The organism is Dinoroseobacter sp. S124A, assembly GCF_049801015.1.
In the GTDB taxonomy this organism is placed as follows: domain Bacteria; phylum Pseudomonadota; class Alphaproteobacteria; order Rhodobacterales; family Rhodobacteraceae; genus Dinoroseobacter.
In genome coordinates, this window is the sequence record NZ_JBNAGD010000002.1 from 56,514 (window position 1) to 71,633 (window position 15,120).

12 protein-coding genes are annotated in these 15,120 nt (G+C 64.3%); 10 read left to right on the plus strand and 2 right to left on the minus strand.

From position 1 onward, the window contains the following. Nucleotide 1: 1 nt before the first annotated feature. Both ACP15I_RS05000 and ACP15I_RS05005 read right to left on the minus strand, forming a co-directional pair. The gene (locus ACP15I_RS05000) at nucleotides 2–1,495 is read right to left on the minus strand and encodes a CRTAC1 family protein (protein ID WP_424974167.1); all 1,494 of its coding nucleotides are present in this window, start codon (nucleotides 1,493–1,495) and stop codon (nucleotides 2–4) included. After that, nucleotides 1,492–2,736, minus strand: coding sequence for an ROK family protein (locus ACP15I_RS05005; RefSeq protein ID WP_424968321.1), 1,245 nt, complete (start codon nucleotides 2,734–2,736; stop codon nucleotides 1,492–1,494). Before ACP15I_RS05005 ends, ACP15I_RS05000 begins: the two co-directional genes overlap by 4 nt. Before the next feature lie 212 nt (nucleotides 2,737–2,948). Here ACP15I_RS05005 and xylF point away from each other — a divergent pair, with 212 nt between their 5' ends. From xylF to ACP15I_RS05055, 10 genes are all read left to right on the plus strand, one after another. Further along, complete coding sequence (gene xylF, locus ACP15I_RS05010) at nucleotides 2,949–3,980, plus strand: D-xylose ABC transporter substrate-binding protein (RefSeq protein ID WP_424968322.1); 1,032 nt, start codon at nucleotides 2,949–2,951, stop codon at nucleotides 3,978–3,980. 119 nt (nucleotides 3,981–4,099) lie between these two features. After that, nucleotides 4,100–5,407, plus strand: a complete 1,308-nt coding sequence (locus ACP15I_RS05015) for a sugar ABC transporter permease (RefSeq protein ID WP_424968323.1) — start codon at nucleotides 4,100–4,102, stop codon at nucleotides 5,405–5,407. After that, complete coding sequence (locus ACP15I_RS05020) at nucleotides 5,407–6,159, plus strand: ATP-binding cassette domain-containing protein (protein ID WP_424968324.1); 753 nt, start codon at nucleotides 5,407–5,409, stop codon at nucleotides 6,157–6,159. The genes ACP15I_RS05015 and ACP15I_RS05020 overlap by 1 nt, the downstream gene beginning before the upstream one ends. Continuing rightward, entirely contained in the window at nucleotides 6,159–7,601 is a 1,443-nt protein-coding gene (xylB, locus tag ACP15I_RS05025) for a xylulokinase (protein ID WP_424974168.1), read from the plus strand. Before ACP15I_RS05020 ends, xylB begins: the two co-directional genes overlap by 1 nt. Next, complete coding sequence (xylA, locus tag ACP15I_RS05030; RefSeq protein WP_424974169.1) at nucleotides 7,598–8,902, plus strand: xylose isomerase; 1,305 nt, start codon at nucleotides 7,598–7,600, stop codon at nucleotides 8,900–8,902. Before xylB ends, xylA begins: the two co-directional genes overlap by 4 nt. Before the next feature lie 115 nt (nucleotides 8,903–9,017). Further along, nucleotides 9,018–9,809 carry a hypothetical protein gene (locus tag ACP15I_RS05035; RefSeq protein WP_424974171.1) on the plus strand — a complete coding sequence of 264 codons (792 nt, stop codon included), beginning with the start codon at nucleotides 9,018–9,020 and terminating at the stop codon, nucleotides 9,807–9,809. Nucleotides 9,810–10,046: 237 nt separating this feature from the next. After that, complete coding sequence (locus ACP15I_RS05040; protein WP_424974172.1) at nucleotides 10,047–11,432, plus strand: DUF3179 domain-containing (seleno)protein; 1,386 nt, start codon at nucleotides 10,047–10,049, stop codon at nucleotides 11,430–11,432. A gap of 303 nt (nucleotides 11,433–11,735) precedes the next feature. After that, entirely contained in the window at nucleotides 11,736–12,773 is a 1,038-nt protein-coding gene (locus tag ACP15I_RS05045; RefSeq protein WP_424974173.1) for an amino acid ABC transporter substrate-binding protein, read from the plus strand. 77 nt (nucleotides 12,774–12,850) lie between these two features. After that, nucleotides 12,851–14,011: an ABC transporter permease subunit gene (locus ACP15I_RS05050; protein WP_424974174.1), complete on the plus strand. Its 1,161-nt coding sequence runs from the start codon at nucleotides 12,851–12,853 to the stop codon at nucleotides 14,009–14,011. A gap of 1 nt (nucleotide 14,012) precedes the next feature. Then, on the plus strand, nucleotides 14,013–15,104 hold the full coding sequence (locus tag ACP15I_RS05055; protein WP_424974176.1) for an amino acid ABC transporter permease: 1,092 nt from the start codon (nucleotides 14,013–14,015) through the stop codon (nucleotides 15,102–15,104). Nucleotides 15,105–15,120 lie beyond the last annotated feature (16 nt).

Consider the following 15,120-nt stretch of genomic DNA (forward strand, 5'->3'; position numbering starts at 1 on the left):
CCTAGGGCGCGAGGGGGATTTGCAGGCTCTGGTTCGCGGTTACGTCGCGCCGGGCGCGCAGCCTGCCCGTGGCGTCCCGGATCTCGACCAGGGCGCGCGTGGCCGGGCCAAGTCCGAAATGCAGGGGCAGGGCGCTACCGCCCGCATGGCCGCCGCCAACCACACGTTGTTGCACCTGCCGTCCCTGATCGGTGATCACCGTCACCTCGGCCCCGACCGCAAAGGGACGGGTCGCGTCGCGCGGGTCGATGGCTATCCAGTTGCCTGTTGCCCGGGTCACATTGCGGTACAATTCCATCGGTGCGCGCCGGTTGACCACCACCAGGTCGAGCCGCCCATCCCCGTCGAAATCCGCCAAGGCGGCCCCACGAGACCGCGCGGTCGTGGCGACACCGGCCGCGACCGAGGCCTCGACAAAGCGACCATCTGCCAATTGCATCAACAGGTTATTGGGGTCCTTCATGGCGTTGCCGGGCATCTGGTCCACATTGCCCTTGGCGAGAAACAGATCCGCGCGGCCGTCATTGTCCACGTCGCCAAACTCCGCATGCCAGCCGGTGGAGGGACGGCCATCCTCGCCCAGATGCGGGCGCTGGGCATAGGTCCCTTGCGAGAAGGGGGCCGCGCCATAGGTTCCGTCGGGTTGGGCGATCTGCAAGAGCTGGTCGCCCATGGAGGTCAGCATCACCTCGTCGCGGCCATCCCCGTTCAGGTCCCGGCTCGCGATCCCCATGCCCCAGAGCGAGACCCGGGGCCAGCCATCCTCCGCGCCGAGAAACCGGTTCTCGGTCAGATCGAACATCTGCTCATACCCGCCGCGCACATAGTAGTGCCGGTCATTCGACAGGCGCAGGGTCACCCGCCCGCGCGCATCCCGCGCAGCCAGAGCCGAGAGCGTGCAATAGCCGGGATCGAACCCTTCGCTGTCATAACCGCCCTCGGGGCGCGGGGTCAGGATCTGGTGGGTGTCGCACGCCTCGAACGGTCCGTCGGGGTCCGTGCGATCCACGTAATTGCCGACAAAGAGGGTCGGGTGCCGCGCCCCCTCGGGCCACCAGGCGGTGAAGGCGGTGCTCCATGCGTCGCCGTGATCGATGCCGAAGGCCTCGGTGGCCTCGCTGAAGGCGCAGTCCGGCCCGCCGCGCAGCACCCGGTTCGCACCCACGCGCAGCACGAACAGATCCCGCCAGCCATCGCCATCGATATCGAGCGCATAGGCCCCGGTCACGCCGTTCATTTCCGGGATGGGGGCCGGGGCAAACTGCATCTCGCCCAGATTGTGCAACAACCGTGCCGGAGCGGTGCCGCCCGCGGCAAAGATCTCCGGTAGGCCGTCGCGATTACAATCAAAGACGGCAACGCCCCCGCCGACGAAATGCTCCCAGCCACCCGAATAGATATGCTCGGGCAGGGCGGCGCTGTGATCCTCGAACGTCACCTGCGCCGAAACCGCACCGGGGATCAGCAGCGCGCAGGCCAGAACCGCGTGTTTCATCTGTCCCCCAGAAGCGTATCCGTGACCGCCCCCAGCGCCAGCGCCGTCGCGCCCCGGGCCCAGACCTGATCGCCCCAGGCGTGGATCTCGACCCGCGTGCGGGAGGCGTCCGGGTTCAGGGTCATGTTCTGCATCTCGGCCAGCACCTCTTCGGCATAGAGGTAGTCATAGCGCATCCGCGCGCCGCTCAGGATGATCAGCGCGGGGTCAAAGAGTTGCACCACATTCGCGAGACCCACGGACAGGAACCGTCCGGCCCGTTGAAAGATTGCGCGCGCCGCCCCGTTGCCCGCCTTGGCCTGATCGAACAGGCTTTCGAGCATGGCCGCGGTGGTCTGGGCGCTGCGCGGATTGCGGTCGAGCGCGGTCGAAGCCTCGCGCACCAGCGCGTAGTCGGCGAGATAGGCTTCGAGACAGCCGCGCTGACCACAGCGACAGAGCGCCCCGTCGAGCTGCACCTTCATGTGACCAAGCTCCAGCCCCAGCCCCTGCGCGCCCCGAAACAGCCGGTTATTCAGCACAAGCCCCATGCCGACGCCCTGTTCGATGGTGACGACGGCGAAATCCTGACGGGTCCGCCCGGACCCGAACCACAGCTCAGCGAGCGTCAGGACATTCGCGTCATTCTCGAGATAGGTGGGCAGGCCGAACCGCGTTTCCACCAGCTCTTGCAGCGCATGATCCGCACCGGTCAGGAGCGGGCTCCAGCTGACGATGCCGGTCTCGTGGTGCACTGCGCCGGGCAGGCCGATCCCGATGGCCGAAATGTCGGCGCGTGCGACGGCACTGTCCTTCAGGACCATGTCGATCAGGGCGCCTATCTCGGCCAACAGCCCTTCGGTGTCATAGCGCGTGGGCTGGCTCGGGCGGCGGGCCGTGGCCAGCTCGGTCCCCGCGAAATCCGACAGGCTGATCGTGTGCATCTCATCGGAGAGGCGCAGGCCCAGCACATGGCGGGCCTCGGGCACGACGGCGAGGGACACGGGCGGGCGGCCTCGGCCGCTCTCGCGGGCGGGCGCGGCAATTTCGGTGAGAAAACCGCCCTCGATCAGGTCGGATGTGAGGGTCGTGACCGATCCCGGGCTGATGCCAAGGGTGCGGGCGACATCCATGCGCGAGGCGTGACCGGCGGCGCGCACATGCTCAAAAACCTGCTGGCGCAAGGGCTTAGCATGTTGTCCAGTGTCGGGAAAGCTCGGTCCGCATCCCGAAGAATCGGCAGGCCCAGCATCATCGCGCATTATTTCTCTCCCTGAATTTTATATTCGGCCAAACCCCCTCATATTCTACCGTCGAGTGTGAATCTGGCGTTATTTATGGGTGCATGACGCATACTTTTTTCATCGGAAGTCAAATTTATTTTGACAGCCGAAATAAATTTTGTATGAGTCGAGATGTAAGGGGCGGAGGACCCCGGTGCCTGATCTCAGGCATTCCAACTTGGGAGGTTTGAATGCGCAAAGCATTTCTCGCGGCTGCCGTGCTGGCAGCTGGTTTCACAACAACTGTCTATGCAGGTAGCCACAGCATCACCGTCGGGGTGAGCTGGTCCAATTTCCAGGAAGAGCGCTGGAAAACAGACGAAGCTGCCATCAAGGGTGCGCTGGACGCGGCCGGCGCAACGTATGTGTCTTCGGACGCGCAGTCGTCTTCGGCCAAGCAGCTGTCGGATGTGGAAAGCCTGATCGCGCAAGGCGTCGACGCCCTGATCATCCTGGCTCAGGACAGTCAGGCGATTGGCCCGGCCGTGCAGGCCGCGGCAGATGAGGGGATCCCGGTGGTGGGGTATGACCGCCTGATCGAGGATCCGCGCGCCTTCTACCTGACTTTTGACAATGTCGAAGTGGGCCGGATGCAGGCCCGCGCCGTGCTCGAGGCCCAGCCCGAGGGCAACTATGTCATGATCAAGGGCTCCCCCACCGACCCGAACGCGGATTTCCTGCGCGGCGGTCAGCAGGAAGTCATTCAGGACGCCGTGGATGCGGGCAAGATCAACATCGTGGGCGAGGCCTATACCGATGGCTGGCTGCCGGCGAACGCGCAGCGCAACATGGAACAGATCCTGACGGCGCAAGACAACAATGTCGACGCGGTCATCGCCTCCAATGACGGCACCGCGGGCGGTGTGGTCGCGGCGCTGACAGCCCAGGGCATGGAAGGCATCCCGGTCTCCGGTCAGGACGGCGATCATGCCGCGCTGAACCGCGTGGCGCTGGGCACCCAGACCGTGTCCGTGTGGAAGGACGCCCGGGATCTGGGCCGCGCCGCAGGCGAGATCGCCGTGGCTCTGGCCGGTGGTGCGGCCATGGCGGATGTCGATGGGGCACAGTCCTGGACCTCCCCCGGTGGCACCGAGCTGACCGCGCGCTTCCTTGCGCCGGTGCCGGTGACGGCCGCCAACCTGTCCGCTGTCGTGGACGCGGGCTGGATTGCCCAGGACAAGCTCTGCCAAGGCGTGACCAACGGTCCTGCGCCCTGCAACTGATCGCCTCGCGATCCGGCCCCGGTGCACCAGACGCATCGGGGCCACCCCACACTCACCCACTTTTTCGAATTACGACGTCATCCAGCCCCGTGTTGCACGGGAGAGAGGGATCTTGAGCCATGTCTGACGCAGCCTCGTCCAAGACCGACGGACTCCCCACCAAAGAAAAACGTAGCTTTATCCAGACCCTTGAGGTCGACACCCGCCTGCTCGGGATGATCGGTGCCTTTGTCGTGGTCTGCCTTGTTTTCAATGTATTGACCGATGGGCGCTTTCTGACGGCCCGCAACATCTTCAACCTGTCGATCCAGACGGTCAGCGTGGCGATCATGGCCACGGGGATGGTCTTCATCATCGTCACCCGCCATATCGACCTCGCGGTCGGGGCGTTGCTCGCAACCTGCTCGGCGGCCATGGCCATGACCCAGACTGCCATTCTGCCCGAGGTCTTCGGGCTCGAGCTGGGCCACCCGCTGATCCCGTGGATCGCCATGCTGGTCGGCGTTGCCGTGGGCACCGCAATCGGCGCGTTCCAGGGCTATCTCGTGGGGTATCTGATGATCCCGGCCTTCATCGTCACCCTTGGGGGGCTGCTGATCTGGCGCAACGTGGCGTGGTACATGACCAATGGTCAGACCATCGGTCCGCTCGATCCGACCTTCATGACGCTCGGCGGCATCAACGGCACGCTTGGCGCGACCATGAGCTGGGTCGTCGGCCTGCTCGCGGTGGCGGCGGCCTGCTGGGCCCTGTGGTCCGCGCGGCGCAACAAGATCTCCCATGGCGCACCGGTCAAGCCGGTCTGGGCCGAGTATACGGTGATGGGCGTCGTCTCGGTTGCGATCCTCGGCTTCGTGGCCATCCTGAACAGCTATCAGATCCCCGCCGCCCGCCTGCGGCGCCAGTTCGCCGCCGCCGGTGAAGAGATGCCCGAAGGCTTCACCGCCGTCTATGGCATCCCGTTCTCGGTGCTTTTGCTGATCGCGGTCGCCGTGGCCATGACCATCATCGCCAAGAAGACCCGCTTCGGGCGCTATATCTTCGCAACCGGTGGCAACCCGGACGCGGCCGAGCTGTCGGGGGTGAACACCCGGATGCTGACGGTCAAGGTCTTTGCCCTGATGGGCGCACTTTGCGCGATCTCGGCCATCGTGGCCTCGGCGCGCCTGACCAATCACTCCAACGATATCGGCACGCTCGACGAGCTGCGGGTGATCGCGGCGGCGGTGATCGGCGGTACAGCTCTGGCCGGGGGGATCGGGACGATCTATGGCGCGATCCTCGGGGCGTTGATCATGCAATCCCTGCAATCGGGGATGGCCATGGTGGGCGTGGATGCGCCGTTGCAAAACATGGTGGTGGGCACGGTTCTCGTGGCCGCAGTCCTTATCGACATCATCTATCGCAAGCGGATCGGAGCCAAGTGATGACCACTCCTCTCGTAGAACTGGACGATATCTCCATTTCCTTCGGCGGCATTCGGGCTGTGGATGGCGTTTCCATGGACCTCTATCCCGGCGAGGTGGTCGGACTTCTGGGCCACAATGGGGCCGGCAAGTCCACGCTGATCAAGATCCTCGCGGGGGCCTACAAGAAAAGCGGCGGCGAGATCCGGATCGAAGGCGAAGTGGCCGAGATCAATTCCCCCCGGGATGCGCGGCGCTACAATATCGAGACGATCTACCAGACGCTGGCGCTGGCGGACAACCTCGATGCGGCCTCCAACCTGTTTCTCGGGCGCGAGCTGACCACGCCGCTGGGCTTTGTGGATGACACGAAGATGGAGGCCGAGACGCGCAAGATCATGAAGCGTCTGACCCCCAATTTCCAGAAGCACGGCGAGCCGGTCTCGGCGCTGTCGGGCGGTCAGCGGCAATCGGTGGCCATCGCGCGGGCGGTCTATTTCAACGCCAAGATCCTGATCATGGACGAGCCCACTGCGGCGCTGGGGGTGCATGAGACCCAGATGGTTGCGGACCTGATCAAGGAGCTCAAGGCCCAGGGCCTCGGGATCTTCCTGATCTCCCACGACACGCGCGAAATGCTCGAGCTGTGTGACCGGGTCTCGGTCATGAAGAACGGCAAGCTTGTCGGGACCGAACGGGTCGAGGACGTGACCGAGGATGACATCCTGTCGATGATCATCCTGGGCAAGAACCCGAGAGAGGCGGCAGCCTGATGTATCTCGGCCTTGATCTCGGAACCTCCGGCCTCAAGGCGCTGCTGATCGACGATGCTCAGGCGGTGGTGGCGGAAGCCACTGCCGCCCTGACCGTCTCAAGGCCCCATCCGGGCTGGTCCGAGCAGCTGCCCTGCGACTGGTTGAAAGCCACCGAAGAGGCGATGGCGGCCCTTGCGGGGCAGGCGGATCTGTCTGCCGTGAAGGCCATAGGGCTCTCGGGGCAGATGCATGGGGCGACCTTGCTCGATGCGGCCCATGAAGTGCTGCGTCCCTGTATCCTCTGGAACGACACGCGCGCCGCCGATGAGGCCGCGGTCATGGATGCGACCCCGGCCTTTCGCAAGCTGACCGGCAATATCGTCTTTCCGGGCTTCACCGCGCCGAAACTGGCTTGGGTGAAAGCCCATGAGCCAGAAGTGTTTGCCCGCACGGCACTGGTGCTGCTGCCCAAGGATTACCTGCGGCTCTGGCTGACGGGCGAGGCCGTGGCCGAGATGTCCGATGCGGCCGGGACCTCGTGGCTCGACACTGGCGCGCGGGACTGGTCCGATGCGCTGCTTGGGGCCACGGATCTGGGACGGGATCACATGCCCCGGCTGGTCGAGGGCTCGGAGGTGTCGGGCACCCTGCGCGACAGCCTCGCCGAGGCCTGGGGCCTGCCCAAGGGCATTCCCGTGGCTGGCGGGGGCGGCGACAATGCCGCCTCGGGCATCGGCATGGGCGTGGTGCAGGGGGGCGACGGGTTCGTGTCGCTGGGCACGTCCGGCGTGCTCTTTGCCGCCTGCGATTCCTATGCGCCGGATCCGGCCACGGCGGTGCATACATTCTGTCACGCGCTGCCCGAGACATGGCACCAGATGGGCGTGATCCTGTCGGCGACGGATTCCCTGAACTGGTTCGCCCAGGCTTGCGGGACGGATGCGGCAAGTTTGACGGCGGATCTCGGCGCCGTGCAAGCCCCTGGGCGCACGGTCTTCCTGCCCTATCTCGGCGGTGAGCGGACCCCCCATAATGATGCCGCCATCCGCGGCGCCTTTGCCCGGATCGACCATTCCGCGGATCGCGACGCCATGACCCGCGCCGTGCTCGAAGGCGTGGCCTTCGCGGTTCGGGACTGCTTTGATGCGCTCTCGGCCACGGGCACCCGGCTTGAACGGCTCACGGCGGTGGGGGGCGGCGCGCGGTCCGACTACTGGGTGCAGACCATCGCGACCCTTTTGGGCATTCCCATCGACCTGCCCGTGGCAGGGGATTTCGGCGGTGCCTTCGGGGCCGCTCGGCTCGGCATGATGGCGGCCACGGGGCAGGGCGCGTCCCTTGCCACCCGGCCACCCATCGCCCGCAGCATCGACCCAACTCCGGACCTCGCGGACGCGTTCGACGAGGCCCATCGCACCTATCGTGCAACCTACAAGGCTCTGAAAGGATTGGACACATGAGCGATTTCTTCGCGGGCATTCCCGCCGTCACCTATGAAGGGCCCGACAGCAGCAGCGACTTCGCCTTTCGCCACTACAACCCCGACGAGATCGTTATGGGCAAGCGGATGGAGGATCACCTGCGCTTCGCTGTCGCTTGGTGGCACAGCTTCGCTTGGGAAGGCGGCGACCCGTTTGGCGGGCAGACCTTTGATCGCCCCTGGTTCGGCCCGACCCTCGATCACGCCAAGATCAAGGCCGATGCGGCCTTCGAGATGTTCCGCATCCTGAACGCGCCTTTCTACTGCTTCCACGATGCCGATATGCGGCCCGAGGGCGATAGTTTCGCCGAGACCACCGCCAATCTGGAGGCGATGGTCGATTATCTCGGGGCCAAGATGGAAGGGTCGAAAACCAAGCTCCTCTGGGGGACGGCGAACCTCTTTTCCCACCGGCGCTACATGTCCGGCGCGGCGACCAACCCGGATCCCGAGGTGTTCGCCTATGCCGCTGCCACCATCAAGACCTGCCTCGATGCCACTCACAAGCTGGGCGGCGCGAATTACGTGCTCTGGGGCGGGCGCGAAGGGTATGAAACCCTCCTGAATACCGATCTGGGGCGCGAGCGCGAGCAGGCGGGCCGGATGCTTCAGATGGTGGTGGACTACAAGCACAAGATCGGGTTCGAGGGCACGATCCTGCTGGAACCGAAGCCCCAGGAACCCACCAAGCATCAGTATGATTACGACGTGGCCACGGTCTATGGCTTCCTCAGCGAGTTCGACCTGCTGGACGATGTGAAGATGAATATCGAGCAGGGCCATGCGATCCTCGCCGGACATTCGTTTGAGCATGAACTGGCTTTGGCGCGGGAGTTCGAAATCCTCGGTTCCATCGATATGAACCGCAATGACTATCAGTCGGGCTGGGACACGGATCAGTTCCCGAACAACGTCCCGGAAGTGGCGCTGGCCTATTACGAGGTGCTGCGTGCGGGCGGCTTCACCACCGGTGGCACCAATTTCGATTCCAAGCTGCGCCGCCAGTCCCTCGACCCCGAGGACCTGATCGCGGGCCATGTGGCGGCCATGGATGTCTGCGCGGCGGGCCTGAAGGCGGCGGCGCGGATGCTGGAGGATGGCGAGCTCGAGCGACGTCGCGAAGCCCGCTATGCGGGTTGGGCGGGGCCCATGGGCGAGGACCTGCTCTTCCGCAGCTCGCTGGAGGCGTGCCATGACCACGTGGTCTCCAACGGGCTGAACCCCGAGCCCCGCTCGGGGCAGCAGGAACGACTGGAGGCGCTGGTCGCCCGCTACCTGTAACAAGGGATTGTAGCGGCCAGCGAAACAGCTGGCCGTTTTCCTTGACTGAACTTGGGGAGACCTCTTACGAAATCCCAATACACTGAAGTTTTGTAACAGTAACAGGAGTATTCCAGTGTCTCTTAGATTTGGTCTGGCGGTCGCCGTTCTGAGCTGTGCTTGCAGCGCGCAGGCCGCGACTTTCTACGACACGCGCACCGACTTTGATCAGGACGTGGCGAGCCAATCCGACCCTACCGGGATGTCCGGCGCCACGACGCAGGCTGAAGCCGACGCTCTGACCAAGGCGGGTCGCGCAATCGAGACGGCCCCCCAGGGGTCCGGGCGCAGCGCCGATGATATTGAGTTTGACGCGCTGACCATCGTCGATCCGTTTGCGTTCCCGCGTGGCTCTACCCTGAGCAGCTCCCACGGATTCCGCATTTACAGTTTCGCCAATACGGCGGGCATTGATGGCGCGGCCTATCGTATCGGAAATGTGGACAACGAGAACCATTCTTATCTATTCAGCACCGGTGTCGAAGCCTTTGCCTTCGACTTCTACGATCCAAAAAGTGCGAGCCAATGCGGTGGCGTCCCCTGTGCGCCGTCTTTCTTTGATGTGATCGTCTATGACACGCTGGGGGATGAAATCGCGAAGGTGCGCACCGGCACGAATTACGGGGGCACAACGTTCTTCGGTGTCTCTTCTGCCGAGTTGATCGGTCGTATCGACGTGGTCGAGGCGAGCACTGGCGCAGGCGTATTCACGGGTGATCCGCCCTTCGACAATGAGTATTTCGGGAACTACACAACCGGACGGCTTGCAACCACGGTGCCGCCTGTGCCGCTTCCCGCGAGCCTGCCGTTGCTGGGTTTGGGGCTGGCTGCTGCGGCGACACTGCGTGTGCGCCGCAAGCGTGGCTGACCGCGCGGCCCATGTTGGTGCAAATGGAAAGAACGCCTTCGGGCGTTCTTTTTCGTTTCAGGAGAGAGGCTTGCAAGACGCCATTGATGCGACCCCCTGGAAAGGCTTGCCCGGGGTCTCACCGTTTTCTGATTGAAACGTGATTGGCGAGCTTTGCAATTTGCACCGAATGTGAAGGGCAAGCGGGCGCGCTTTGCGATGCGCGTCGAGATATGCCCAAGACAAGGACCGATCCCCATGCCAGCTTTCACAACCTCCCGCCTTCGCAGGGTCCTGGGCGCTGGCCTTGCGGCGCTGTCACTGCTCCTGCCTGCCATGGCAACCGCGCAGCAGGCTCCGGCCTTGCCCGCTTATATCCTCGAAGAGTTCGGCGCGCCGCCCGAGATCCCCGAAGGGCCGCTTGCGGAGGATTTGCAAAGGGCGGTCAAGATGGCCTTCGTGGACAGCGTTGCGCAGGCCACATGGGGGCGGGATCAGACCACGGCACTGGCCGAGATCGTCGAAGCCGGGGATCCGCGGGTCGTTTGGCTGATCGCGGATCTGATGCGCTTTGCCTCCGGGCCGCAGCTCTCGGTGGCACTGACCGAGGCCTCCTCGGTTCTGCTGGGCAAGCGTTTGCCGCGTGAAAATGGCTGGGGCAATGTCACCGACCACCTGATCGCCTGGGACATTCCCGCGCCGCCCGATTACCTCGCCACCAAGCGTGCGATCTTCACCACTGTCGTGCCGGGCTGGGACAAGATCTTTGTCGAAGGGCAGATCGACTGGCGTCATGTGTCCTGGGGCGGGGTACTGATCGATGATCGGCCCTTCGGCACAACCGATGACCCCTGCAACTGTATCCCGGCAGCCGACAACCCCGCCGTCAGCAGCGCCGAAGAGGCCACATGGCTGAGCGATGACGCCATCGTCTTTGGGGTTGAGGTGAACGGGGCGTATCGTGCCTATCCCCGCCGCATCATGGAGGTGCGCGAGATGGTCAACGACACGCTGGGCGGGCGCGATCTGGGCATTCCCTACTGCACTCTGTGCGGGGCGGCCCAGGCCTATTTCACCGACCAACTCCCCGCGGGGGTAGAGCGGCCGGTGCTGCGGACCTCGGGGCTGCTGATCCGGTCGAACAAGGTCATGTATGATGTGAACAGCTATTCGGTTTTCGACACGTTCCTCGGAACGGCAGTGACCGGGCCCTTGGCCGAGAAGGGCATCGCATTGGAGCAGGCCTCGGTCGTGACCACCGATTGGGGCACGTGGAAACGCGCGCATCCCGAGACCACCGTTCTGATCGAGGAGCTGGCGCTCGGGCGCGATTTCGACTTCCGCAATGGCCGCGATGCCGACGGGCCGATCTTTCCGGTGGGGGACGTGGACCCCCGCCTGCCGGTCCATGAGGATGTGGTCGGCGTCGTGGCGGCGTCTGGTACGCCCGTTGCCTTCCAGCGCAGTCAGGCGGTCGCGGCGCTGACGCGAGGCGAGGACGTGACCTTTGAAGAGGTGCGCCTGACCCTCGATGGCGGCGGCTTGCGCGCAGTGGATGCCAGCGGCGCGGATCTGGGCAGTCACCAGGCCTTCTGGTTCGCCTGGTCGCAATTCCACCCCGATACGGTGCTCTGGTCCGAATAGGCGCATCGCCTCCGGGGCCACCCCCCGCACAAGACCGAAACCACTCAGCCCCGGCGCGTCGCGCGTCGGGGCTTTTCTGTGTGGTGCGCCGGGCAGACCGGGCGTCTGAGGCCCTGTTCTGCCCATTTCCACGTCAACGCCGCACAAGATCGGGGCGGTTTTCCTGTCATTTGGCTGTGACCGGGTCCTCTCATCGCGCGACCTCTGCTTCGGGAAAGCTGGGTGTTGACTCCGCATTTCGGGATCTGCATTCTGCATGACAATACAAATGTGCCAATATACAGCACAATAGATGGAGGTCACATGTTCCAGAAATCCACAGCCGCAGCGCTCGCCACGGCCGCGCTTACGGTTCTGCCCGCCACCGGCGCGCTGGCCGAGAGCGCGACGGTCCAACAGATTGTCGAGCGCGGCACGCTGCTCTGCTCGGGCCATAACGGCAGCTATTTCGGCTTTGTCGAAGTGAATGATCAGAACGAATGGCGCGGGCTCGATATCGATCTCTGCCGCGCGCTGACCACGGCGATCCTCGGCGATCCGGACGCGGTGCAGATCGTGCCCCTGTCCTGGGCGCAGCGGTTTCCGGCCCTGCAATCGGGCGATGTGGATGTGATCATCAAGGCCACCGGCTGGACAATGGGGCGCGATACCGAGCTCGGGCTGCAGTTCAGCCTGCCGTATTTCTTTGGCGGTACGCAGTTCATGGCCCATGGCGAGCTGGAGATCGAAGAGGCCACCGGGCTGGATGGCGGCACGATCTGCGTCGAGGCGGGCACCACGATCGAGCGGATCTCGGCGAACTATCTGTCGACCATCGGGGTCGAGCACACCATGGTCTCGTACGAGAGCGCCGCCGAGCTGCGCGCGGCGTATCTGGCCAATCGATGCGATGCCTTTGCCGGTTGGGGGCCGAACCTGGCCGTGCTGCGCGCCACCGAGATCGACAATCCGGATGCGCATGTGATCCTGAGCGATCAGCTCTCTTCCGAGCCGATTTCCGCAGCCATGCGCCAGGGCGACGAGGATTTCGTGGATGTGGTGAACTGGATGCTGGCCGCCCTCCTGATCGCCGAGGAAGAGGGGATCACCATGGCCAATGTCGCCGAAAACGCCGCAAACCCGGCCAATCCGCGCGTCTCGCGCCTGCTCGGGGCTGAGCCGGGCATGGGCGAACGCCTGGGCCTGCGGGACACCTGGGCGCGCGAGATGATCGCGGCCGTGGGCAATTTCGCCGAGATCTATGACCGGAACCTCGGTGCCGAGAGCCCCTACAACCTGGATCGCGGGCTCAACAACCTGTGGAGCCATGGCGGCGTTCTCTACGCGCCGATCCTCGACTGATCGGCCTGCGCTGATCCAACCGGCCGCCTGATCGCCCGGATCGGGCGGCCCGCTTTCCTCCAGCCCGGGGCCCTGCCATGACCGCTGCCACTGCTACCGCCGCCAGCGCAGAAGAGCTGCGCGCGCGCGCCAAGATGCGCCGATTGATCATACAGACGCTGTTGCTCGGGATCGCCTTGCTGGTGATCTGGGGTGGGGTGCGCAGCGCGCAGGTCAACCTGACCGCCTTGGGCATCACAAGCGGGTTCGGGTTTCTCGACCGCTCCACGGGTTGGGATTACTCCTTTTCGCTGATCGACCGCTCGATCAACGATCCCTATAGCCGGACCCTGCTGATCGGTTTGATGAACACCATGTTTGTCGGCTTCATTTGCATCTTCCTCTCGACCGTGTTCGGCTTCCTGATCGGGACCGCACGGGATGCGTCGAACATCGCGATCAAGACGGCTGCAACGGTCTATGTGCAGATTTTCCGCAATATCCCGCTGATCCTGCAGGCGATTTTCCTCTATGCGATCCTGATCCATCTGCCCGGGCCGCGGCAGGCCTATACGATCGGCGATGCGGTCTTTCTGTCGAACCGTGGCATGAAGCTGCCCGGCCTGAATGTCTCGCCCGGGGTGGCGGTGGGCATTCTGCTGGTCTCGCTCGCGGTGCTGGTGGGGCTGATCCTGTGGCGGCGCACCACCTTGATCAAGGGGGCAGCGCTCTGGATTGGCGGCACGCTGCTGGTTGCGCTGCTGGCGGCACTGGCGGTGCGGCCCGAGGGCGAGAGCCTGCTGTCTATCCCCGAGCTCAAGGGCCTGCGCTTTCGCGGCGGGATCACCGTCTCGGTCGAGCTCTGGGCGATGATCGTCGCGATCACCGTCTATGGCAGCGCCTATATCGCCGAGGTCGTGCGAGGTGGGCTCAACGAAGTGCCCCGTGGCTTGGTCGAGGCGGGGCAGGCTCTGGGTCTGGCACCCGGTGCGATCTGGAGCCGGATCAAGGTGCCCATGGCGCTGCGCTCGATCGTGCCGCCGCTGGGCAATCAGTGGATCTTCATCATGAAGGCCACGACCATCGGCATCGCCATCGGTTTCGCGGACCTGTTCTACATCGTGTCGAACTCGATCACCCAATCGGGCCAGACGCTGGAGCTGATCGCGCTCCTGATGGGGGCCTTTCTCCTCGTGAATTTCTCAATCGCGTTCTTCACAAACTGGCTGAACGCGCGGCTCCAGCTGAAGGCGCATTGATATGGCATATGTCTCGGACCTCTCCGCCCGTCCGTCGCGGCTTGATGCGGTGCTGCAGCTGTTCAAGCGTCGGGCGTTTCATACACCGACCGATGGGCTGATCTCGATCCTCGTCTTCGCGGCTCTGGCCTGTCTGGCCTGGTTGGTCATGGACTGGGCGCTCTTGCGCGCAGTCTGGAGCGACGCAGACGTCGCCGCCTGTCAGGAGGCCGGGGCAGGGGCCTGCTGGGCGGTGATCGATGCGCGCCACCGGCTGATCCTGTTCGGGCTCTATCCGTTTGACCAGCACTGGCGCTCGACCCTCGGCTGCCTGACCATCATCCTGACGGTCGTGGCCTCCTGTCTGCCCTGGGCCTGGAGCGGCAAGCGCCTTGTCGGGCTCTGGATTGCGGGGTTTGCCACCTATTACCTGCTGATGGAAGGGAGCCTGCTGGGCCTGCAGCAGGTGACGACCGATGGCTGGGGCGGGCTGTCGCTGACCCTGTTCCTGTTTGCCTCGGTGGTCATTCTGGGCATGCCCATGGGGTTGGGGCTGGCGCTCATGCGGCGCTCGGAGATGCCCGTGGTGAAGTATTTCGCCATGGTTCTGATCGATTTCATCCGGTCGCTGCCGCTGTTGACGACGCTCTTCACGGCGGCGGTGGTGGTGCCGATCCTGCTGCCAACCTGGCTGGAGGGCGACAAGATCTGGCGGGTGATCATCGCCTTCGCTCTGTTCTTTGCCTGCTATCAGGCCGAAGTGTTTCGCGGCGGGTTCCAGGCGATCCCCAAGGGGCAGTTCGAGGCCGGCAAGGCGCTGGGGCTCAGCTACTGGCAGATCCTGTCGCGGATCGTGCTGCCGCAGGTCTTTCGCCACGCGCTGCCCTCGACGATCAACATGGTGGTGGTGACCTTCAAGGAGACCGCGATCGTGATCATCATCGGTTTCTTTGACATCCTCGCCTCGGCCAAGGCGGCCTTCGGGACCGGGGATTGGGCACCATATTACCTTGAGGTCTGGGTCTTTGTCGGCGCGATCTACTGGATCTTCCTCTTCTCGCTTGGTCAGTATGGCGAGTTCCTAAAGAAGCGGATGAAGGTGCAGGAGCGCTGAACGCACAACGCCCCGG